The following is a 21,810-nucleotide window of genomic DNA, read 5'->3' as shown; positions in this document are numbered from 1 at the left end:
CGTAGAGCGTAGACCACGTGCCGACGACCGCGAAAGTGGACACGAGATGCGAATTCTTGGCTACAGCGGAATGCACAACGGAACAGACTTCAAGAGGCGGGCATTTCCCGACGCGGACCCGCGAATTCAGCGGTTCGCGCAGGGCTACGAGTCGGCTGCCGCCCTCGTGGTGGACGGCGAGACCGTCGCGGCAGCGGCTGAGGAGCGATTCACCGGAGAAAAGACCACAGGGGCGTTCCCCGTCAACGCGATCCGGTACTGCCTGGCGGAAGCCGGCCTCAAACTCGACGACATCGACCGGCTGGCGCACGGCTTCGCCTACCGCCCGTCGGGCCTGCCCGGCGAGCACGCACTCTCCGCGGCGCGCTACCGCGAGGTCTACTCCAAGGAGGCGCAGGTGCGCTGGGCCGAGGAGTTCCTCCCCGGCCGCTCCTGGGACGAGCGCTTCACCCCGGTCCCGCACCACCTGGCACACGCCGCCAGCACCTTCTACCCGAGCGGCTTCGACCGCTCCCTCGTCGTCGTCAGCGACGGCATGGGGGAGACCGAGAGCCTCAGCGTCTTCCTCGGCGCCGGCGACCGGCTCGAACCCGTCTCCACCATCCCCGCCATGCACTCCATCGGCATCCTGTACGCCCTGCTGACGCACCACCTCGGGTTCGTCCCCTTCATGGACGAGTACAAGGTGATGGGTCTTGCCCCCTTCGGCGACGCCAAGCGGTACTTCGACACCTTCGCCGAGCTGGTGCGGCTGCGCGACGACGGGACGTACACCGTCCCGCTGCTGGCCCGGGACCGCACCGCCGAGGAGCAGGAGACCCACGACGGTGTGCTGCGGGAGCTGGCGGAACGGCTCGGCCCCGCCAGGAAGCCCGGCGCCGAGGTCACCCGCGAGCACATCGACATCGCCGCCGCCCTCCAGGCGACCATCGAGAGCTCCCTGCTGCACGTGCTGCGCGCCGCCCGCGAGCAGACGGGGGAGCGCCGGCTGTGCCTGGCCGGAGGTGTCGCGCTCAACTGCTCGGCCAACGGACTCGTCTCCCGCAGCCGCCTCTTCGACGACATCTTCGTGCAACCCGCCGCCAGCGACGACGGCAGCGCCCTGGGCGCCGCCCTCCAGGCGGACGCGACAGCCTCGGCGCGCGCCGGCCGGATGGGGATGCCCTTCTGGGGACCCGGCTTCTCCGACGAGGAGCTGGCCGCGGCCGCCGGCGCGCCCGAGGGGTGCACCGTCCGGCACATCGGCACCGGCAGCACCGAACACACCGGCGGCACCGAACACACCGAAAACACCGGCACTGCGGACATCGCACTCGACGGCGACCGCGAACTCGCCGAACACGTCGCCGAGTTGCTGGAGGAGGGCCTGATCGTCGCCTGGTTCCAGGGCCGGATGGAATTCGGGCCGCGCGCCCTGGGCAACCGCAGCATCCTCGCCGACCCCCGGCAGGAAGGCATGCGGGACCGGATCAACGCGGTGGTCAAGGAGCGGGAGAGCTTCCGGCCCTTCGCCCCCGCCGTACGGGTCGAGGACGCGGCCGACTACTTCGACATCGCCCGCGGCTCCGAACACCGCTACGCCCACATGCTGTTCGTCACCAGCACCCGGGCCGAGCACCGCGCCGGGCTCGGCGCCGTCACGCACGTGGACGGCACCGCCCGCGTGCAGACCGTACGGGCCGAGGACAACCGCCGCTTCTGGGAGCTGATCGGTGCGTTCGGCCGGCGCACCGGAACGTCCGTCGTCCTCAACACGTCCTTCAACCTCAAGGGCCAGCCCGTCATCGCCACCCCCGAGGAGGCACTGCGGACCTTCCTGCGCTCCAAGCTGGACGTCCTGGTCCTGGGCCGCACGGTGATCCGTAAGGAGGCGCGCCGCGATGCCCGGTGACCTTGCCCGCCGCACCCGGGTGAGCCTCCCGTACGACCGCCCCCGGCCCCCGGTGCCCCAGTACCTGCGGGAGACGACGAGCACCGACCCCACCACCGGGAGCCTGCTCGCGAAGGCCGCAGCGCAGAACGGCGCGTCCCCGGCGGCGGTCGCCGTCGCCGCGGTCGCCGCCGTCCTCGGCGGGCGGACCCGCACCTCCCGTATCCCGCTGGCCGTCGCCGCTCCCGAGGCCGGGCCCGGTCTGCGCGCCGTGACCGTCGACGCCGCCGACCCGCTCGCCGCCGTCGTCGCGCTCGCCGCCGTCGAAGCCGGCCTGGCAGCCGCCGCGCCGCCCGGACAGGAGGCGGGCGTCGCCGTCCTCGTCCTCGCCGAGTCGGACGGCACCGGACCGTCCGACCTCGACCCCGATCTCGCCGACCGCGACCTGGTGCTCACCTTCACCCCCGAGGGCCCGGCCCACTGCGCGTACGACCGCGACCTGTACGAAGCGGCCGGCGTGGCCGCGTTCTGCGACGACGTGGGGCGGGTGCTGCGGCGGCTGCTGGACAGCCCGGACCTCCCCCTGGCCGACGACCCCGCCGCCCTCGGCGCCGGAACCCCGCAGGAGGAGCAGCCCCACCCCGGCCCCGAAGCGGCCCAGCCACCCGCCCGCGCACTCACCCCGACCGAACGCGTACTCGCCGAGGTCTGGGCCGAGGTCCTCGGCACCGACGCGCCCCATATCGACGCCGCCTCCGACTTCTTCGCCCTCGGCGGCCACTCCCTCCTCGCCGCGCGCACCGCCATGCGCGCCGGCCGCCTGCTCGGCGTCGAGATCGCCGTCGAGGACGTCTTCCGCGCCCCCACTCTCGGCGAACTGGCCGCCTTCGCCGACCAGGGCGCCCGCGCGCCCCTGGCAGCGCCCATCCCGCCCGCCCCGCAGGACGCGCCGCTGCCGCTGGCCCCCAGCCAGAGCGGCATCTGGTACGCGGAACAGGCCGACCCCGGCACCTCCCGCTACCACGTGCCGATCGCGTGGGAGCTGACCGGCCGCGTCGACCCCGACGCGCTGCGCCGGGCCCTGGAAGAGGTGATCCGGCGTCACGAACCGCTGCGCACGGCCGTCCTCGACGCCGGCGGCAGCGACGGCCCCCGCCAAACGGTCCTGCCGCCAGGCCCGGCCCCCCTGACCGTGCACGACCTGACCGGCACGCCTCCGGACACCCTCGAAGCGGCCGTGGACGCCGTCGTGACCCGCACGGCGGGCACACCCTTCGACCTCGCCGCCGCACCGCTGCGCGCCGCGCTCGCCTCCGTCGCCCCCGACAGGCACGTCCTCGTCCTGGTGGTCCACCACCTCGTCTGCGACCAGTGGTCGCTGGCCCAGGTGGTCCGCGACCTCTGCGCCGCCTACCGCGCCCCCGGCGGACCCGAGCCCAGGCCCACCCTCCGCTTCGCCGACTGGGTGCACTGGCAGGACACCCGCCTCGCCGACCGCATGCCCGAGCTGACCGCGTACTGGGCCGAGCGGACCGCCACCGCACCCAGCCCCCCGATCCCCGGGGCCCGGCTTCGCACCGCGGCCACGGACCGGACCGCGGGCACGCTCCGCTTCGACCTGCCTGCCGGCCTCGTCGCCTCGCTGCACACACTCGCCCAGGAGTGCGGCACCACCCTGTTCACCACCCTCTACACCGGCTTCCTCGCCCTCTTGCACCGCGCCGGCGGCGCGCGCGACATAGCCATCGGCACCTCGGTCGCAGGACGCGACCACCCCGCCCTTGAGGACCTGGTCGGCTCCTTCGTCAACATGGTGCTGCTGCGCACCGAGGTCGACCCCGGACTCGCATTCCGCGACCTGGCGCGGCAAGCCCGTACGACCGTCCTGGACGCCTACACACACCAGGACTATCCGCTCCAGGAGGCCCTGCGCGGGCGACGCGAGCGCGGCACCCCCGGTCCTTCGCCGCTCAATTCGGTCGTCTTCGAACTGCTCAGCGTCGATCCGGTGGAGCTCGACCTGCCCCAGGTGCGGGCGCGCGAAATCCCGGTGCGGGCCGGCGCGGCCAAGTACGACCTGCTGGTCACGCTCCAGTACGACGGCCCTGACCTGTACGGGATCGTCGAGTACGACACCGGCGTCCTGGACCACCCGGCCGCCGAGCGCCTCGCCGCCGACTACGCCGCGCTGCTGCGGGCAGTGGCGGACGACCCCGACCGGCGGATCGACACCCTCCCCGCCCCGGCGGCCGCCCCGCCGACCGTCCCCACGGAGCCGGTCGAGGCCGCGCCGACCACCGCCGACGAGGCAAAGGCCGAGGACCAGGCGCACCTCACCCCGCTCCTGGCCGTGCTGGAACGTGTCTGGGCAGAGGAACTGGGCCGCGACTCCGTCGGCGTGCACGACAACTTCTTCGACCTGGGCGGCTACTCCCTCTCCGCCACCCGGGTCCTCGCCCGGCTGCGCGACATGCTCGCGGTCAGAATCCCTCTGCGCGTGATGATCGGTGAAGGCACCGTCGCCGCCCTGGCCGCCCACATCGAATCCCACGTCGAGAACGCGAGCAGCCTCGACCGCGCGGTCCGCGTCGCCCGCATCATGCAGGCCGGCGAAGGCCGCACCGCCGCCGGGCGAGCCGTACGAGACGAAGGACTCCCCTCATGACCCTCACCGGACTCGAACCGTCGAAGCCGCAGCCGGCACCGCGCCCGCTGGCAGGCGCGCAGCGCACCGTCTGGCTCGCCCAGCAGGTCAACCGCGAACCGGCCCTCTACAACGTGCCGTTCGCCCTGCGGATCACGGGCCGGCTCTCGCTGCCCGCGCTGCGGCACGCACTTGGCGAGCTGACCCGGCTCCACGGCGAGCTGCGCTCCACCGTCCGCACCGTCGACGGCGAACCGTTCCGTGCCCCCGTTCCGCAGGCGCGGATCCCGCTGACGCTGCGCGAGGTGCGCGACGAGGACGAGGCCGGTGCCGTGATGGCCGAGGAGTCGGCCGTCCCCTTCGAACCGGCGGGCGAACCGCCGCTGCGGGTCCTGCTGCTGCGCCTGGCGGAGGACGACCACATCGTCCAGTTCACCGGCCACCACCTGGCGATGGACGGCTGGTCGGTCGGCATACTGGTCGAGGACTTCGCCGAACGGTACGCGCGGTACTTGCGGGCCGGGGCCGACCGGCTGCCGGACGGGACCCCGCTGGACGCGCCCGAGGCCCCGACGGAAGCTGGCGCCGCGCGCGTGCCCTCCGTCGAGGACGAACAGGAGGACCTCGACTTCTGGGTGCAGGTCCTGCACCACGCACCAGAAGGAGTCGAGCTGTCTCTCGGCAGCCCCCGCCCGGCCGTGCGTTCGTTCCGAGGCGCCACAGCCGAGCACCACGTCCCCCGCGAACTGGCCGACCGGATACGCGACTTCAGCCGCCGGCACCGGGTCAGCCCCGCGATGACCCTGCTGGCCGGGTTCGCCGTACTCCTGCACCGCTACACGGACCGCGACGACCTCGTACTGGGCACCTCGCTGGCCGGGCGGGACGACCCGGCGACCGAACGCCTGGTGTCCTGCCTGGTCCGTACCGTGCCCCTGCGCCTCGCCGTGGCTCCCACCGACGGCTTCGCCGCCGTACTCCACGGCGTGCGCGACGCCTTCGCCGACGCGATGGAGCACCAGGACGTCGCGATGGAGCGGCTCGCCGAGCGGCTGCGGCTCGCTCACGACCCCAGCCGCTCCCCGCTCTTCCAGATCGTCTTCGGCTACGAACGGGACACCCCCGCCCCCACCGTTCCCGGCGCTGACCTGCGCCGCCTCCCGCTCAGCACGCCCACCGCCAAGTACGACCTCACCTGGAACGTCGTCGACGACGGTGCGCGGATGCGTGTCGAGGCCGAGCACAGCACCGACCTGTTCGACGCCGCGGCCGTCCGGCAGTTGTTCGAGCACTGGGTGCGGTTGCTCGACGCGTGCACCGCTGTCCCCGAGACGCCGGTCGGGCTCGCCGAACTGCTCACGCCCGCAGAGCGGGACCGCATCGCCGACCGGACTCCGGCGATCGCCGAACTCGCCACCGCGCCGCGGTTGTTCGCGGATCAGGTGGCGGTGCGGGGTGGGTCGTTGGCGGTGGTTGACGGTGGGGGTGGTTCGTTGTCGTACGCGGGCTTGGATGCGTGGGCGGAGGTGGTCGCTGGGCGGTTGCGGGGTCTTGGGGTGGGGCGTGGTGATCGGGTGGGGTTGTGTTTGGGGCGTGGTGTGGGGATGGTCGCTGCGGTGCTGGGGGTGTGGCGCTGCGGGGCTGCGTATGTGCCGGTAGATCCGGTGTATCCGCGGGACCGTGTGGCGTTCGTGTTGAAGGATGCCGGTGTGCGTGTGGTGTTGGGCGAGGCGGGTGTCTTTCCGGAGCTGCCGGTGGGGGAGTGGGAGGTGGTGGAGCTGGGGGAGCCGCCGGTGCCGGGTCAGGCGCCGGAGGGTGATGTGTCTGCGTCACGGCCGGTGGTGGAGGGTCCCGGGCCGGATGATCCGGCGTATGTGATCTACACCTCGGGCTCCACCGGCACACCCAAGGGCGTCGAGGTGAGCCACGGCAACCTCGCAGCGCTCATCGAGGCCGGCCGCCGCACGGCCGACCCGGGCGGCGACGACGTGTGGACCCTGTTCCACTCCTTCGCCTTCGACTTCTCCGTGTGGGAGATCTGGGGGGCCCTCGCCTTCGGCGGACGCCTGGTCGTCGTGGCCGACGACACCGCCCGCGATCCCGGCGCCTTCGCCGACCTGCTGGTCAGGGAAGAGGTCACCGTCCTCTCCCAGACCCCGTCGGCGTTCCGTCAACTGGACGCGGAAGACGCCGCGAGGCCCCGCGACGGCCTGCGGCTACGGCTGGTGGTCTTCGGCGGGGAGGCACTCGACGCCGCCGCCGTGCGCGCCTGGCACCGCCGGCACCCTGCGGGCAGCCCGCTGCTGGTCAACATGTTCGGCACCACCGAGACCACGGTGCACGTGACGGCCGTGTCCCTGACCGAGGAGTCGCTGGCGCCGACCAGCAGCCCGATCGGCCACGCCATACCCGGCTGGAGCGTCCTCGTCCTCGACCGGTTCGGCAACCCGGCGCCGCCGGGCGTCACCGGTGAACTCTGCGTCGGCGGGGCCGGCGTGGCACGCGGCTACCTGGGCCGCCCCGGCCTCACCGCGGACCGGTTCGTGCCCGACCCGTACGGCGGGTCACCAGGCGCGCGCCTGTACCGGACGGGCGACCTGGGCCGATGGCTGCCGAACGGCGTCCTTGAGTACCTGGGCCGCGCCGACCAGCAGGTGAAGGTGCGCGGCTTCCGCATCGAACCGGGCGAGGTGGAGGCCCGGCTCGCCGAGCACGCGCAGGTCGCCGCGTGCGTGGTGGCAGCCGTGGGGGAGGGCGCGGAACGGCGCCTGGCCGGCTTCGTCGTGCCGTACCGCGGCGGCGCCGACCCCAGCGCGGACGACCTGCGCGCCTGGCTCGCCGCGCGGCTTCCGGCGTACATGGTGCCTTCGCTGTTCGTGCCGCTGGAGTCACTGCCGACGACGCCCAGCGGCAAGACCGACCGGGGCGCCCTGCCCGCCCTCGCGGGCACGGTGCGGGCGGCGGCCGTCAGCGGCTACCGGCCACCGCGCACCGGCACGGAGCGCACGCTCGCCCGGATCTGGGCCGAGGTCCTGCACGCGGACCGGGTGGGCGTCGACGACGACTTCTTCGACCTCGGCGGCGACTCGATCCGCGCCGTACGCATCAGCGGCGCGGCCCGCGAGAGCGGCATGCCCGTGTCCATCCCCGACCTCTACGAGTGCCGCACCGTCGGCGCGCTCGCCCGGCGTGCGGACGAGGCACCCGGTACGCGCGACGGCGAGGGAGCCGTACGAGAGCGCTCCGCACCGTTCTCACTCCTCGACCCCGAACGGCGCGCCGACTTCGGCGACGACGTCGTGGACGCCTACCCCATGACGACCCTTCAGCTCGGCATGGTCTACCACATGGCCTCCGACCCCGAGCGCCTGCCGTACCACAACGCGGCCGGCTACCGCGTGCCGCTGCGCTTCGACGAGGAGAGCTTCCGGCGCGCCCTGCGGGCCGTCGTGGCACGCCATCCGGTGCTGCGCACCGCCCTCGACCCGACCGCAGCGCCCGAACCGCTGCAAATCGTGCTCCGCGAGGCGGAGCCGGTCCTCGCCGTCACCGACCTGCGCGGGCTGCCGAAGACGCAGCAGGAGGAGCAGATCGACCGGGCGGTCGCGGCCGAGCGCCGGCAGCCCTTCGACCACCTGGCGCCGCCGCTGCTGCGCTTCGCCGTCCACGTCTGCGACGACAGCGCGTTCCACTGGACCGTTGTGGAGCACCACGCCATTCTCGACGGCTGGAGCCTCTGGTCGACGCTCTCCGAGATCCTCGCGCACTACCTCGGCCTGCTTGAGGGGCGCGCACCCGCCGAGGAGCCGCCGCCCGCCTCGGTCTTCCGCGACTTCGTGGCGGCCGAGCGCAGGGCCGTCGATTCCGCGGGCGCCGCCCGGTTCTGGGCGGAGACACTCGCCGGTTACGACCCGCTCACCCTGCCCGCACCGCCACGGCCCGCCGCCGGAACAGGGCGCAGGGACACCCATGTCCCGGTGCGACTGGCAAGCCAGGTCGAGGCCTTCGCCCGACGTCTCGGCGTCCCGGAGAAGACCGTCTACCTCGCCGCACACCTGCGGGTGCTGGCCGGACTGACCGGCCGCCAGGACGTGTGCTGCGGCATCACACTCAACGGACGGCTGGAGGAGACGGGCGGCACGGACGTGCGCGGCCTGTTCCTCAACACCGTCCCGCTGCGCACCCGGGTGGACGCCGAATCCGGTACGGAGCTGGTCGAGCGGGTCTTCGAGGCCGAGCGCCGCATCCTGCCGCACCGCAGGACGCCGCTGGCGCGCATCCACCAGATCGCCGGGCGGCACGAGCTGTTCGCGACGAACTTCGTCTACAACAACTTCCACGTGGCACGCGAGACCCTCGGCGCCGAAGGGGCCAGGCTGCTCGCCGACCTCGGCGACCTGACGGCCGCCAGGCGCGAGGAGCCGGCCGACGTGCCGCTGACCCTCACGATCTTCAAGAACCCGCTGGTGGGCGGCGTCCAGCTCTGCATGGACCACGACACCGAATACCTCCCGGCCGAGCAGGCCGACAGCGTCGCCGAGCGGCACCTGCGCGAGCTGGCGACCCTCGTCGGCGCCGAGCGGGACACCGTCCGCCAGGACCTGGTCGCCGAGTTGTTCGCGGGTCAGGTGGCTTTGCGGGGTGGGGCGTTGGCGGTGGTCGACGGTGGGGGTAGTTCGTTGTCGTACGCGGGTCTGGACGCGTGGGCGGAGGTGGTCGCTGGGCGGTTGCGGGGTCTTGGGGTGGGGCGTGGTGATCGGGTGGGGTTGTGTTTGGGGCGTGGTGTGGGGATGGTCGCGGCGGTGCTGGGGGTGTGGCGTTGCGGGGCTGCCTATGTGCCGATTGATCCGGCCTACCCGCGGGACCGTGTGGCGTTCATGTTGAAGGATGCCGGTGTGCGTGTGGTGTTGGGCGAGGCCGGTGTCTTTCCGGAGCTGCCGGTGGGGGAGTGGGAGGTGGTGGAGCTGGGGGAGCCACCCGTGCCGGGTCAGGCGCCGGAGTGTGATGTGTCTGCGGCACGGCCGGTGGTGGAGGGTCCTGGGCCGGATGATCTGGCATATGTGATCTACACCTCGGGCTCCACCGGCACACCCAAGGGCGTGCAGGTCGAACACCGCTCGCTGGACAACCTGGTGGACGTCGTGCGCCAGGTGATGGACCTGTGTCCCGAGGACCGGCTGTGGCAGTTCGCCTCCTTCGGCTTCGACGTCTCCGTCGGCGACATGGTGGCCGCCCTCACCACCGGCGCGACCCTGCTGGTCTCACCCGGCGGGGCGCAGCGGGTCGGCGAAGGACTGCGCGAGTCGATGCGGGCACTGAGCCCCACCGTGCTGTCCCTGCCGCCCAGCGTCCTCGCGGGACTCGACCCCGCCGAACTGCCCCAGGTACGGCGGGTCGTGGTGGCGGGTGAGGCGCTGCCGCCGGCCCTCGCCGCCCGCTGGAGCCCCACGGCCGAGGTGGTCAACGCCTACGGCCCCACCGAGGACACCGTCTACGCCACCAGCCACCTCTGCGACCGAGCGGAGGAGGCGCCCATCGGCCGCGCCGTCCCGGGCACCACCGCGTACGTACTCGACGCGCGGGGCCTGCCCGTGCCCGACGGCGAGCGCGGTGAACTCTGCGTCGGCGGGGCCGGGGTGGCACGCGGATACCTGCGGCGTCCCGGGCTGACCGCGGACCGCTTCGTACCCGACCCGTTCGGCGAGCGGCCCGGGGCGCGGCTGTACCGTACCGGCGACCTGGCCCGGCGCCGTCCCGACGGCGTCCTCGACTACCTCGGCCGCGCCGATCAGCAGGTCAAGGTGCACGGCCAGCGCATCGAACCGGGCGAGGTTGAGGCCCGGCTGACCGAGCATCCCGGGGTCGGCGCCTGCGCGGTCGCGGCCGTCGGGGAAGGCACCGAGCGGCGCCTGGTCGGGTTCGTGGTGCCGGAGCGGGACGCTCCCGTTCCTGACCCGGCGGACCTGCGCGCCCGGCTGAGTTCACAGCTCCCGGCGTACATGGTGCCGACGGCGTTCGTACCGCTGGACGCCCTGCCGATGACCCCCAGCGGCAAGATCGACCGTGCGGCGCTTCCGCGCCTCGCCGACGCGGGCCAGGACACCGCACCAGCCGCCGCGGACGCCGGCCACCGGCCGCCCCGCACCGACACGGAACGCACGCTCGCCCGGATCTGGGCCGAGGTCCTGAAAGTGGAACTGGTGGGCCTCGACGACGACTTCTTCGACCTCGGCGGCGACTCCATCCGAGCCGTCCAGATCGCCTTCCGCGCCCAGCGGGAGATCGGACTCGCGCTGAAACCGGTCGACGTGCAACTCCACCCCACCGTAGCCGAATTGGCCGGCATCGCCGGAACCTGACCTGACCAACGAGGAGACCGACATGTTCGACGACGCACTCGGCCTGGACTACAAGGTCGTGCTCAACGACGAGGAGCAGTACTCGATCTGGCCCGCCGACCGCGAGAGCCCCGCCGGATGGCGGGAGGCCGGCCGGCAGGGCCCCAAGCCGGACTGCCTGGAATGGATCGAGCGCACCTGGACGGACATGCGCCCCCGCAGCCTGCGCGAGGCGATGGACCACTAGGGCCTGATCCGAACGACAGGCCCCAGCTCGTGTCCGCGAAGTCCATGAACTGGTCCGGCCCCTGACCTGATCAGGAACCACCAGCCAGAGAGGTGACGGCCGAAGCCGCCGTCCGGATGTGTGGAGGACGACCCGTGCCACGCGACACCGCTTCACTCGTGTACCAACCGAACGACACCACCCGTCCGTCCGGCGCACGGCCGGCTCCGCTGCCGGTGTCGTACGCCCAGCGCCGCCTGTGGTTCCTGTCCCAGGTGGAGGGCGTCGGCGCGACCTACAACCTGCCCTGGGCGACCCGGCTCACCGGCCCGGCCGACCCGGCCGCGCTGGAGGCGGCGCTCCGTGACGTCCTCGCCCGCCACGAGGCACTGCGCACCGTGTTCGAGGAACGTGCGGGCCTGCCGTACCAGCGCGTGCTGGACGAGCACGAGGCCGCGGGGCTCCTCGACTTCGCGGTGGTCGACGCGGGCAAGGACACGGACGCGGCCGTCGACCTGGCCGCGAGTCACGTGTTCGACCTTGCCACCGAACTGCCGCTGCGCGCCCGCCTGTTCCGCCGCGGCCCGCACGACCACGTACTGCTCCTGGTCCTGCATCACATCGCAGCGGACGGCTGGTCGCTGGGACGGCTGGCCCACGACCTGGCGACCGCCTACGCCGCCCGCAGGGCCGGCGAGTCCGCCGGCTGGCACCCGCTGCCCCTCCAGTACGGCGACTACACGCTGCGCCAGCGCTCCGTCCTCGGCGCCGAGGACGACCCGGACAGCGCCTTCAGCGTCCAACTCGCCCACTGGAAGGCGTCCCTGAGCGGCCTGCCCGAGGAGATCGCGCTGCCCGCCGACCGGCCCAGGCCGGCCGTGCCGGGCCGCGGCTCCGGCGTGGTTCCCTTCCGTATCGGCGCGATCGCGCACCGGCGGCTCGCCGCGCTCGCCCGCACCTGCCGTACCAGTGTGTTCTCCGCGTTCCAGGCGGGTCTCGCCACGCTGCTCTCGCAGTTGGGCGCGGGCACGGACATCCCGATCGGCTCCGTGGTCGCCGGGCGCACCGACGCGGACGTGGACGACCTGATCGGCTGTTTCGTCAACACCGTGGTGCTGCGCACGGATTGCTCTGGCGACCCGTCCTTCCGGGACCTGGTGAAGCGGACAGGGCGCGCGGACCTCGCCGCCTGGGCGCACCAGGACGTGCCCTTCGAGAGCGTCGTGGAGGCCGTCAACCCGCCGCGCGTGGCCGGGCGCACCCCGCTCTTCCAGGTCAGCCTCTCGGCCCAGGACGCGGCCGGCGCCGAAGGACCGGACCACGTCTCCTGGGCCGGTCTGCACGCCGAGCCGCATCAGGTGGGGCTCCAGCAGGCCAAGTTCGACCTCAGCTTCGGCTTCGCCGAGGACCGCTCGGCCGACGGCGAGCCCGCCGGGATACACGGCGTGGTGGAGTACGCCGCCGACCTGTTCGACCACGAGACGGCCGCGCTGATCTCCCGGTGGCTGGTCCGCGTCGTGGAGCGACTCGCGGCCGACCCCGAGCTGCCGATCGGCAGCGTGTCCCTGCTCTCGCCCGCCGAGCGGCGTGCGGAGCTGGAGCGCGGCGAGGACCCCGACAGCGCCTCGATCGCCGCCGCCTCCGCCACGAGCGTGCCCGCGCTGTTCGCGGCACGGGTCGCGGCCACTCCCTCGGCCGTGGCGGTCGTCGGCGACACCGGCGCTCTCACCTACGCCGACCTCGACAACCGGTCCGAACGGCTGGCCGCCGGGCTGGCCGGCCTCGGGGTGGCTGCCGGGGACGCCGTGGTCGTCGACATGGAGCGCTCCGTGGCGCTCGTGGTCGCGCTGCTCGGCATCCTCAAGGCCGGCGCGCACTACGTACCGCTCCACCCCGACCACCCGGGCGAGCGCGTCGAGTTGATGGCCCGCGAGACGGGTGCCCGCACCGCCGTCGCGGACGCCGCCCGGTGCGGCGACGGGTCCCGGCTGCCGGCCCGTCTGCACGTGCTGGCCGTCGCGCCGGACGGCGCGTGGGCCGACACCGGTACGCGCGGTGACACCGGTGCCGGTAGCGACACCGGTCCTGACAGCGAGACGCGCACCGGCGGCTCCCCCTTCGTCGAGGCCCCGGACTCCGGCCACCCCGACCTGGCCGCGTACGTGATGTACACCTCCGGCACCACCGGGCGCCCCAAGGGCGTGGCGGTCCGGCACCGCGACGTGGCAGCGCTCGCGGCGGACCCGTGCTGGCAGGGCGGCGCCCACCGACGCGTGCTGCTGCACTCCCCGCACTCCTTCGACGCCTCGACCTACGAACTCTGGGTGCCCCTGCTCAACGGCGGCACCGTGGTGGTCCATCCGGCGGGCACCGTCGACGCGAGGAGTCTGCGGCGGTCCGTCACCGAGCGGGGAGTGACCGGCCTCTGGCTGACGTCGGCGCTCTTCGACCTGGTCACCGAGGACAGCCCCGACTGCCTGCGCGGGGTGCGGGACGTGTGGACCGGAGGCGACGTGGTGCCCCCGAACGCCGTGCGCCGCGCCCTGGCCGCGTGCCCCGGCCTGGTCGTCCACAACGGGTACGGCCCCACCGAGACCACGACCTTCGCCGCCCGGCACGAGATCCGCGAGCCGGACGAGGCGGCCGGCCCGGTTCCCCTCGGCCGCCCGATGGCGGGCAACCGCCTGTACGTCCTCGACAGCCGCCTTGAGCCGGCCCCGCCCGGTGTGGTGGGTGAGCTGTACATCGCCGGATCCGGACTGGCGCTGGGTTATGTGGCCCAGTCCGCGCTCACTGCGGGACGCTTCGTGCCGTGCCCGTTCGGTCCGCCAGGTGAACGCATGTACCGCACCGGCGACCTGGTGCGCGGGACCCGGGACGGGCTCCTGTCCTTCGTCGGGCGCGCGGACGGACAGGTGAAGATCCGCGGTTTCCGGATCGAGCCCGGCGAGGTCGAGGCCGCGCTCACCGCTCACCCCTCGGTCGCACAAGCCGTCGTGACCGCGCCGCGCGACGCCTCAGGCGGCGGGCGCAGGCTCGTCGCCCACCTCGTGCTGAAAGGGCAGGCCCCGAGCGGCCACGAGGTCACCGAACTGACCGACGCGGTGCGCGAGTTCGCCGCAGAGCGGCTGCCCGCCTACGCGGTCCCCTCGGCCCTGGCCATTGTCGACGCCCTGCCGCTCACCGCGAACGGCAAGGTCGACCGCCGCGCACTGCCGGCCCCCGAGGCCCCGGCAGCCGGCGGACGCGAGCCGGCCGACGAGCGGGAACGCGGCCTGTGCCGCCTCTTCGCCGACATCCTGGGCATGGAGCGGGTCGGCCCCGACGACGACTTCTTCCGCGTCGGCGGCCACTCCCTCGCCGCCGTGCGCCTGGCCAACCGGATCCGCGAGGCACTCGGTGCCGACGTCTCGGTGAGCGATGTGTTCCGCACCCCCACAGCGGCCGGTCTCGCCCAACTGATCGCCGCGGGCACGACCACGCCCCGGGCCCGGCTGCGCCCCGCGGACCGGCCGGGGCGTATCCCGCTGTCCCACGCCCAGCAGGGCCTGTGGTTCCTGTCGCAGATGGAGGACCGTCCCGGCACGTACACCGTCCCCGTCGTGCTCGCCCTGACCGGCCACCTCGACCCGGACGCGCTCACCGCGGCGCTGGCCGATCTCGTCGGGCGGCACGAGGCACTGCGCACCCTGCACCCGACCGCGGACGGTGTGCCCAGGCAACAGGTGCTGGGTGCGGAGGAGATCGGCGACCTGCTGCCCGTCGCGTACGAGCACTGCGCCGCCGAGGACCTTCCCGCCCACCTGGACCGGGCCGCCACCCACACCTTCGACCTGGCCACCGAGCTGCCGGTCCGCGCCTGCCTGATCAGGACCGGCCAGCGGAACCACGTCCTGGTCCTGCTGCTCCACCACATCGCGGCCGACGGCTGGTCCATGGCGCCGCTGGGGCGGGACCTCTCCACCGCCTACGCGGCCCGGGTCCGCGGTCGGGCACCGGACTGGCAGCCGCTGCCCGTGCAGTACGCCGACTACACGCTGTGGCAGCGAGAGGTGCTGGGCGACCCCGGGGACCCGGACAGCCCGCTCGTACGGCAGGTGGACCACTGGCGGGAGGCGCTGCGGGGCCTGCCCGAGGAGACGGTCCTGCCGACCGACCGGCCACGGCCGTCCGTACCCACCTATCGTGCCGGGCGCGTCGTCTTCGAACTGGACGCCGCGCTGCACGAACACCTCGCCGACCTGGCGCGGCGCAGCGGCGTCACGCTGTTCGTCGTCCTGCGCACCGCGCTTGCCGCGCTGCTGCAGCGGCTGGGTGCCGGGGAGGACATTCCCATCGGCACGCCGGTGGCAGGCCGGCACGACGAGGCGCTCGACGAGCTGGTCGGCTGCTTCATCAACACGCTCGTGTTCCGCGCGGACCTGAGCGGTGACCCCACGTTCCGGGCACTGCTCGGACGGGGACGGGAGGCCGACCTCTCCGCCTACGCCCACCAGGACGTGCCGTTCGAGCGGGTGGTGGAAGCGGTCAACCCGGTACGGGAAGCGGGCCGCAACCCGCTGTTCCAGGTAGGCATCCAGTTGGAGCAGACAGCCGACGCGGCCCTGGACCTCCCCGGGCTGACGCTACGTCCCGTCGAGGCCGGCGGCGGCACCGCCAAGTACGACCTGAACGTCGGCATCGCCGAGAGCCATGACCGAGGCCTCCCCTCCGGCCTGCGCGGAGTGATCGAGTACGCCGAAGACTTGTTCGACCGGGAGTCGGCCGAGGCGCTGGCTGAGCGGTTCGCCCGGCTGCTCGCACACGTGGCGAAGGATCAGGACGCGCCGCTCTCCCGGCTCGACGTGATGTCACCGGCGGAGCGGACGATGCTGGTGTCGGGGTGGAACAACACGGCGCTCGCGGTGCCGCCCGGGTCCGTGACCGGTGTGTTCGAGGACCAGGCGGCCAAGGAGCCCGCCGCGACGGCGCTGGTGTGCCACGGCCACCGGCTGTCCTTCGGCGAGCTGAACGCACGGGCGAACCGCGTGGCGCGGCTCCTCGCGGCCCGCGGGATCGGACCCGAGCACCGCGTGGCGCTGGTGCTCCCGCGCTCCGAACTGATGGTGGTGGCGCTGCTGGCGGTGCTGAAGGCGGGCGGGGCGTACGTCCCCGTCGACCCGGAGTACCCCGCCGAGCGCATCGCCTACCTGTGCGAGAACTCGCAGGCGACGCTGGTGCTGACCGAGAGCGCCGTGGCCGACCGCGTCCCGGCAACGGACGCCCGGCACCTCGTGCTGGACGCTCCGGACACCGTCGCCGAACTGACCACGCAGGCGCCAGAGGACCTGACGGACGCCGAACGCCGTTCCCCGCTGCTGCCCGCGCACCCCGCGTACGTCATCTACACCTCCGGGTCGACCGGCAGGCCCAAGGGCGTCGTCGTCGAGCACGGCGCGCTCACCAACCTGCACTGGGCGATGCGCGAGCGGATCTGCCCGGCCATGGGGCAGGCCGGCGAACGGCGCAGGCGCGTCGCCCACACCACCTCGTGGTCGTTCGACGTCTCCCTGGACGGGCTGTTCTGGATGCTCGCGGGCCACGAACTGCACCTGATCGACGCCGACACCCGCTTCAGCGCCGACCTGCTGGTGGCCTACCTCCACAAACACGGCATCTCGGTCCTCAGCCTCACCCCCACCTACCTCACCCAGCTCCTGCGCGCCGGCCTGCTCTCCGCAGGCGGCGCGGTCGACCACCTGCTGATCGCAGGCGAGGAGCTGCCGCCCGCCCTGTGGAAGCGGCTGAGCGCACAGCCGCAGGTCACGTCCATCAACCTGTACGGCCCCACCGAGTGCACCGTCTACGCACTCACCGCCCCCGTCAGCGCCGCCGCCGAACCGGTCATCGGAACACCGATCGGCAACATCCGCGCCCACCTCCTCGACGCCGCGCTCAACCCCGTACCGCCCGGCACCGCGGGAGACCTCTGGCTGTCGGGGGAGGGGCTGGCGAGGGGCTATCTCGGCAGGCCCGCACAGACCGCGGAGCGCTTCGTCCCCGACCCGTTCGGCGCGCCGGGCTCCCGGATGTACCGCACGGGCGACCGGGGCCGCCGCCAGGCCGACGGGCAGCTCCGCTACCTGGGGCGCAGCGACGCGCAGGTCAAGATACGCGGCCACCGCGTCGAACTCGGCGAGGTCGAGGCGGCCCTGGCACGCCGTCCGGACGTCGCCCAGGCGGCGGCCGTTGCCCGCACCGGGCCGTCCGGCGACAAACGGCTGCTCGGCTATGTCGTCCCGGCCGCGGCGGGCACAGCGCTCGACGGCGCCGCCGTCCTCGACCAGCTCGCCCAATCGCTCCCCGCCCACCTGCTGCCGAGCGCGGTCATGGTCCTCGACGCCCTGCCGCTGACCGGCAACGGCAAGGTGGACCGTGCCGCACTGCCGGAACCGGACTTCACCGCCGCCACCGGCCGACGAGAACCGGCCAACGAGCGGGAACGGCAGGTCTGCGACCTGTTCGCCGACATCCTGAGCCTGCCGCGCGTCGGCGCCGACGACGACTTCTTCCGCCTCGGCGGCGACAGCATCCTGTCCATCCAACTCATCAGCCGCGCCCGCAAGCTCGGGATCGCCCTGCGCCCCAAGGACGTGTACCGCCACAAGACCCCCGCCGCCCTCGCCCGCCTGGCCGGCCTGCCGGACGCCGGCCACGCCACCGGCGCGACCCGCCCGGCCGACCCACCGTCCGGGCGCGCCCCGCACACCCCGATCATCGCCTCCTACCTGGAGAACCTCCGCGGCGCCGAGCCGTTCTGCCAGTCGGTCCTGCTCCGTACCCCGCCCGCCGCCACGGAGGAGACACTGCGCACGGCCGTACGCACCCTGGTCCACCACCACGACGCCCTGCGCCTCCGGCTCGTCCGGGACGCGGACACCGGTCAGGGTCCCGCCGTCGACATCCTCCCCAAGGACTCCACCGACGCCCTCACCGACCTTGTCCGCTTCGACTCCCGAGGGCTGCGGGGAGCCGCGCTGCGCGAGGCCCACGCCCGCGAGCACGACCGCGCGGCCGGGCGCCTCGACTCCGCCGCCGGCCGGATGGCGACAGCCACCTGGTTCGACGCGGGACCCGGCAGCCCCGGCCAACTCCTCCTGGTGGTGCACCACCTGGCCGTGGACGGCGTCTCCTGGCGCATCCTCGGCGCCGACCTGGAGCGGGCCTGGCAGGCCGCGGCGGCCGGCCGGCCACCTGCCATGGCCGCCGTCGGCACCTCCTACCGCGCGTGGGCCAAGGCCCTGCGGGCCGAGTCCCGCACCGCCGCACGGATCGCCGAACTGCCCTGGTGGGAGCGGGTCCTGGCCGACCCGGGGCCGCCGCTCGGCCACCGGCCGGTCGACCCCGCGCGCGACACCTTCGGCACCGTCCGCCACCACACCTCCGTACTGTCCGAGGACACCACCCGCGCCCTTCTCGGACCCGCTCCCGCCGCCCTCGGCACCGCGATCGACACGATCCTGCTGGCCGCCCTCGGTAATGCGGTCGCCGGCTGGCAGCACGCCACCGGGCGGCCCACCGGCCCGTTGGTGGTCGAGATCGAGGGCCACGGCCGCCAGGAGTTCCACGACGGCCTCGACCTCTCACGCACCGTCGGCTGGTTCACGAGCTTCCACCCGCTGCGCCTGATGCCCGACCGGGACCCGGACGCCGCACTGCGCCAGGCCCACGGCGAGCACGAGGGCACCCCGGAGGACGGACTCGGCTTCGGCCTGCTGCGCCACCTCAACCCCGAGACGGCGCCGCGCCTGCGCCGCCTGCCCGCCGCACAGATCGGCCTGAACTACCTCGGACGCTTCACCACATCGGCGGCCCGGGACTGGACCCCGGCCCCCGACTCCGTGATCGGCAGCGGCGTCGACCCGGCCATGCCGGTCCTGCACGGACTCGAACTGTCCGCTCTCGCCGTCGAGAACGCGGGCACCGTCAGGCTGGAGACCACCTGGGCCTGGCCGTCCGGACTGTTCGACGAGTCCGACATCCACGCACTGTCCGCGCGGTGGGACCGCGCCGTCGATGCACTCACCGCGGGCGCGTCCCGCGCATCCAGCCAAGCTGCCGAATCCCGGCAAGACGCCCACGATCCACGAGACAAGGGGCCCGCATGACCACCGTCGATGCCGCTTACCAAGAGATCACGCAGGCCCAACTGCTGCCGCGGATGATCCGCCTGGGTGACAACCTCTACGGCGCGTCCTTCTCCCTCATGAAGCTCGTGCCGGCCCGCCACATCCTCCTCAAGGCCGTCGAGCGCGGCCTCCTCGGTCCCGACACCGAGATCGTGGAGACCACCTCCGGCACCTTCGGCCTGGCCCTCGCCATGCAGGCAGCGCTCCTCGGACGGCGCCTGACGCTCGTCAGCGACCCCGTGCTGGACGTCAACCTGCGCCGCCGCCTCCTCGACCTCGGCACCCGCGTCGAGGTGTGCGAGCAGCCCCTGCCCGTCGGCGGCTACCAGGAGTCCCGGCTGCGCAGGCTCGCCGAGATCCAGGCCGAGAACCCCGACACCTTCTGCCCCGAGCAGTACACCAACCCGGACAACCCCGCTTCCTACGCGATCGTCGCCGAGCACCTGGCGGCGACCGTCGGCCCGGTCGACTGCGTGATCGGCCCCGTCGGCTCCGGCGGATCGATGTGCGGCACCGTCGGAGCTTTGCGCTCGGCGCGCCCCGACGTCACAGCCGTCGGCGTCGACACCCACCGCAGCGTGCTCTTCGGGCACCAGGACGGCAGCCGCACCCTGCGCGGCCTCGGCAACAGCCTGATGCCCGCCAACCTGGACCACACCGCCTTCGACGAGGTGCACTGGTGCACACCCGCCGAGGCGTTCGCCGCCACCCGCAGGCTGCACCGGGAACACGCCCTCTTCCAGGGCCCGACCAGCGGCGCCAGTTACCTGGTCGGACGCTGGTGGGCCGCCCGCCACCCCGACGCCCGGTGCGTGGTGATGCTGCCGGACGAGGGATACCGCTACCAGGAGACGGTCTACGACGACAGTTGGCTGGCCGCGCAGGGCCACGACGTCCACGGCCTGCCCCAGGCGCCCGCCGAGGCCACCGACCCGACCCTGCCGACCCCCGCCTGGTCCCGCTACGCGTGGGGGCGCCGCAGCTACGAGGACGCCACAGGCCAGATACGGCCGCAGCGCGCCGTCGCCGCGGGGGCCCTGCGATGAGCGCCTCGCAGGGACGGCTCACCGCGACCGTCGGCAGGCGCACCCAGCGCCTCGTCTACGCCCAGCCCACACACGCGGAGATCAGCCGCGAGCTGCTGCTGACGAGCACCGTCGACCGCGCCCACCTGGTCATGCTCACGGACTGCAAACTCATCGACCCCGCGGACGCCCAGGCTCTGCTGCGGCAGATCGAGCGGCTGCGCGCCGACGGCTTCACCGCCCTGCACGGGGCGCCGGCCCCGCGCGGGCTCTACCTCGCCTACGAGAACCACCTGATCGACGCGCTCGGCGCCGAAACCGGCGGCCGGCTGCACACCGGCCGCTCCCGCAACGACCTGAAGGCCACGGTGCAGGCCATGGCCCTGCGCACCACCCTCGGCGAGCTGGAGTCCGAACTGGTCCGCCTGCAGGCGGTGCTGCTGGCCCGCGCCCGCACCCACCGGGACGTGGTGATGCCCGTACACACCCACTACCAGGCCGCCCTTCCCATCACCTACGGCTACTACCTGACGGGCGTGGCCCTGGCCCTCGGCCGCGACATCGCGGCGCTGCGCGACGCCGCCGCCGGTCTGGACCGCTGCCCGATGGGCGCGGCCGCCGCCGCCGGCTCCGAACTGCCCATCGACCCCGGGCAGGTCGCCCGACTCCTCGGTTTCGCCGGACCGGCGCGGCACGCGCTCGACGCGGTCGCCAGCCGGGACACCGCGCTGCGCGCCCTGGCGGCGGCGGCCGGGGCCGCGCTGACCGTCTCCCGCCTCGGCACCGACCTCCAGCTATGGAGCACGGCCGAGTTCGGCTTCATCACCTTCCCCGACCGGCTGGTCGGCGGCAGCTCGGCGATGCCGCAGAAGCGCAACGCCTTCCTGCTGGAACACGTCAAGGCCAAGGCCGGCACGGCGATCGGGGCCTGGACGGCGGCGGCGGCGATGACCAGGTCCACCCCGTTCACCAACTCCATCGAGGTAGGCACCGAGGCGATCGGCGCCGCGGCGCCAGGACTGCGCGCCGTCGCCGACGCCGTACAACTCGCGCAGAGCCTGGTCGTAGGGGCCCGTCCGGTGCCGGAGCGGATGCTCCGACGAGCGGAGGAGGGCTTCGTCGGGGCGACAGCCCTGGCCAATCTCCTGGTCGGGTCCGGCGTCCCGTTCCGCACCGCGCACCGGGACATCGGCGCCGCAGTGCGCCGCGCGGTCGAGCGGGGCGAGACGCGCCTCGCGCGCGAGGACCTGCCCGCCGAACTCGCCGACACGGAGCTGTCCCTCCCCGCCCTGGCCATGCGCCAGAAGTCGGGCGGCCCCGGCGACTTCCCGCAGTTGTACGACGACGCCCTCACCGACTGCCGAACCCACACAACACGCGCCGCCCACCGCCGAGCAGCCCTGGCGGCCGCCGACCAGTCCCTGACCGAGGCCGTAACGGCCCGCCTCGCCGGTGGTGACGCCCGATGACCCCCGCCCGATTCACCGCACCGGCCCCCGGAGCGTCCACATACAAGCCCGGCACCCCGCTGCCCGCCCC

Annotated in this window: 7 protein-coding genes; all 7 read left to right on the top strand. The window is 73.6% G+C overall.

The genetic code is table 11. The features are described 5' to 3' along the window. Nucleotides 1–70 precede the first annotated feature (70 nt). The 7 genes from ACZ63I_RS05515 to ACZ63I_RS05485 all read left to right on the top strand — a co-directional run bounded on the left by ACZ63I_RS05515 (nucleotide 71) and on the right by ACZ63I_RS05485 (nucleotide 21,740). Nucleotides 71–1,891 carry a carbamoyltransferase family protein gene (locus ACZ63I_RS05515; RefSeq protein WP_469335650.1) on the top strand — a complete coding sequence of 607 codons (1,821 nt, stop codon included), beginning with the start codon at nucleotides 71–73 and terminating at the stop codon, nucleotides 1,889–1,891. Beyond that, nucleotides 1,881–4,535: a condensation domain-containing protein gene (locus ACZ63I_RS05510; protein ID WP_469335648.1), complete on the top strand. Its 2,655-nt coding sequence runs from the start codon at nucleotides 1,881–1,883 to the stop codon at nucleotides 4,533–4,535. The genes ACZ63I_RS05515 and ACZ63I_RS05510 overlap by 11 nt, the downstream gene beginning before the upstream one ends. After that, the gene (locus ACZ63I_RS05505; RefSeq protein WP_469335646.1) at nucleotides 4,532–10,873 is read left to right on the top strand and encodes an amino acid adenylation domain-containing protein; all 6,342 of its coding nucleotides are present in this window, start codon (nucleotides 4,532–4,534) and stop codon (nucleotides 10,871–10,873) included. Before ACZ63I_RS05510 ends, ACZ63I_RS05505 begins: the two co-directional genes overlap by 4 nt. Nucleotides 10,874–10,895: 22 nt before the next feature. After that, nucleotides 10,896–11,099, top strand: coding sequence for an MbtH family protein (locus ACZ63I_RS05500; RefSeq protein ID WP_469335644.1), 204 nt, complete (start codon nucleotides 10,896–10,898; stop codon nucleotides 11,097–11,099). A 134-nt stretch (nucleotides 11,100–11,233) separates the two neighbouring features. Next, nucleotides 11,234–19,225, top strand: coding sequence for an amino acid adenylation domain-containing protein (locus ACZ63I_RS05495; protein ID WP_469335642.1), 7,992 nt, complete (start codon nucleotides 11,234–11,236; stop codon nucleotides 19,223–19,225). Continuing rightward, the gene (locus ACZ63I_RS05490; RefSeq protein ID WP_469335641.1) at nucleotides 19,222–20,292 is read left to right on the top strand and encodes a pyridoxal-phosphate dependent enzyme; all 1,071 of its coding nucleotides are present in this window, start codon (nucleotides 19,222–19,224) and stop codon (nucleotides 20,290–20,292) included. The genes ACZ63I_RS05495 and ACZ63I_RS05490 overlap by 4 nt, the downstream gene beginning before the upstream one ends. Then, the gene (locus tag ACZ63I_RS05485) at nucleotides 20,289–21,740 is read left to right on the top strand and encodes an argininosuccinate lyase (protein WP_469335639.1); all 1,452 of its coding nucleotides are present in this window, start codon (nucleotides 20,289–20,291) and stop codon (nucleotides 21,738–21,740) included. The genes ACZ63I_RS05490 and ACZ63I_RS05485 overlap by 4 nt, the downstream gene beginning before the upstream one ends. The last annotated feature ends 70 nt before the right edge of the window (nucleotides 21,741–21,810 follow it).

This window comes from Streptomyces sp. NPDC087906 (genome assembly GCF_055584925.1).
This window is presented reverse-complemented; position numbering and strand designations above follow the sequence as displayed.

What these genes read in the sequence shown, in the direction of transcription:
- ACZ63I_RS05500 (WP_469335644.1), top strand. Translation starts at nt 10,896, where the DNA reads ATGTTCGACGACGCACTCGGCCTGGACTACAAGGTCGTGCTCAACGAC.
- ACZ63I_RS05515 (WP_469335650.1), top strand. Translation starts at nt 71, where the DNA reads ATGCACAACGGAACAGACTTCAAGAGGCGGGCATTTCCCGACGCGGAC.
- ACZ63I_RS05510 (WP_469335648.1), top strand. Translation starts at nt 1,881, where the DNA reads ATGCCCGGTGACCTTGCCCGCCGCACCCGGGTGAGCCTCCCGTACGAC.
- ACZ63I_RS05505 (WP_469335646.1), top strand. Translation starts at nt 4,532, where the DNA reads ATGACCCTCACCGGACTCGAACCGTCGAAGCCGCAGCCGGCACCGCGC.
- ACZ63I_RS05485 (WP_469335639.1), top strand. Translation starts at nt 20,289, where the DNA reads ATGAGCGCCTCGCAGGGACGGCTCACCGCGACCGTCGGCAGGCGCACC.
- ACZ63I_RS05490 (WP_469335641.1), top strand. Translation starts at nt 19,222, where the DNA reads ATGACCACCGTCGATGCCGCTTACCAAGAGATCACGCAGGCCCAACTG.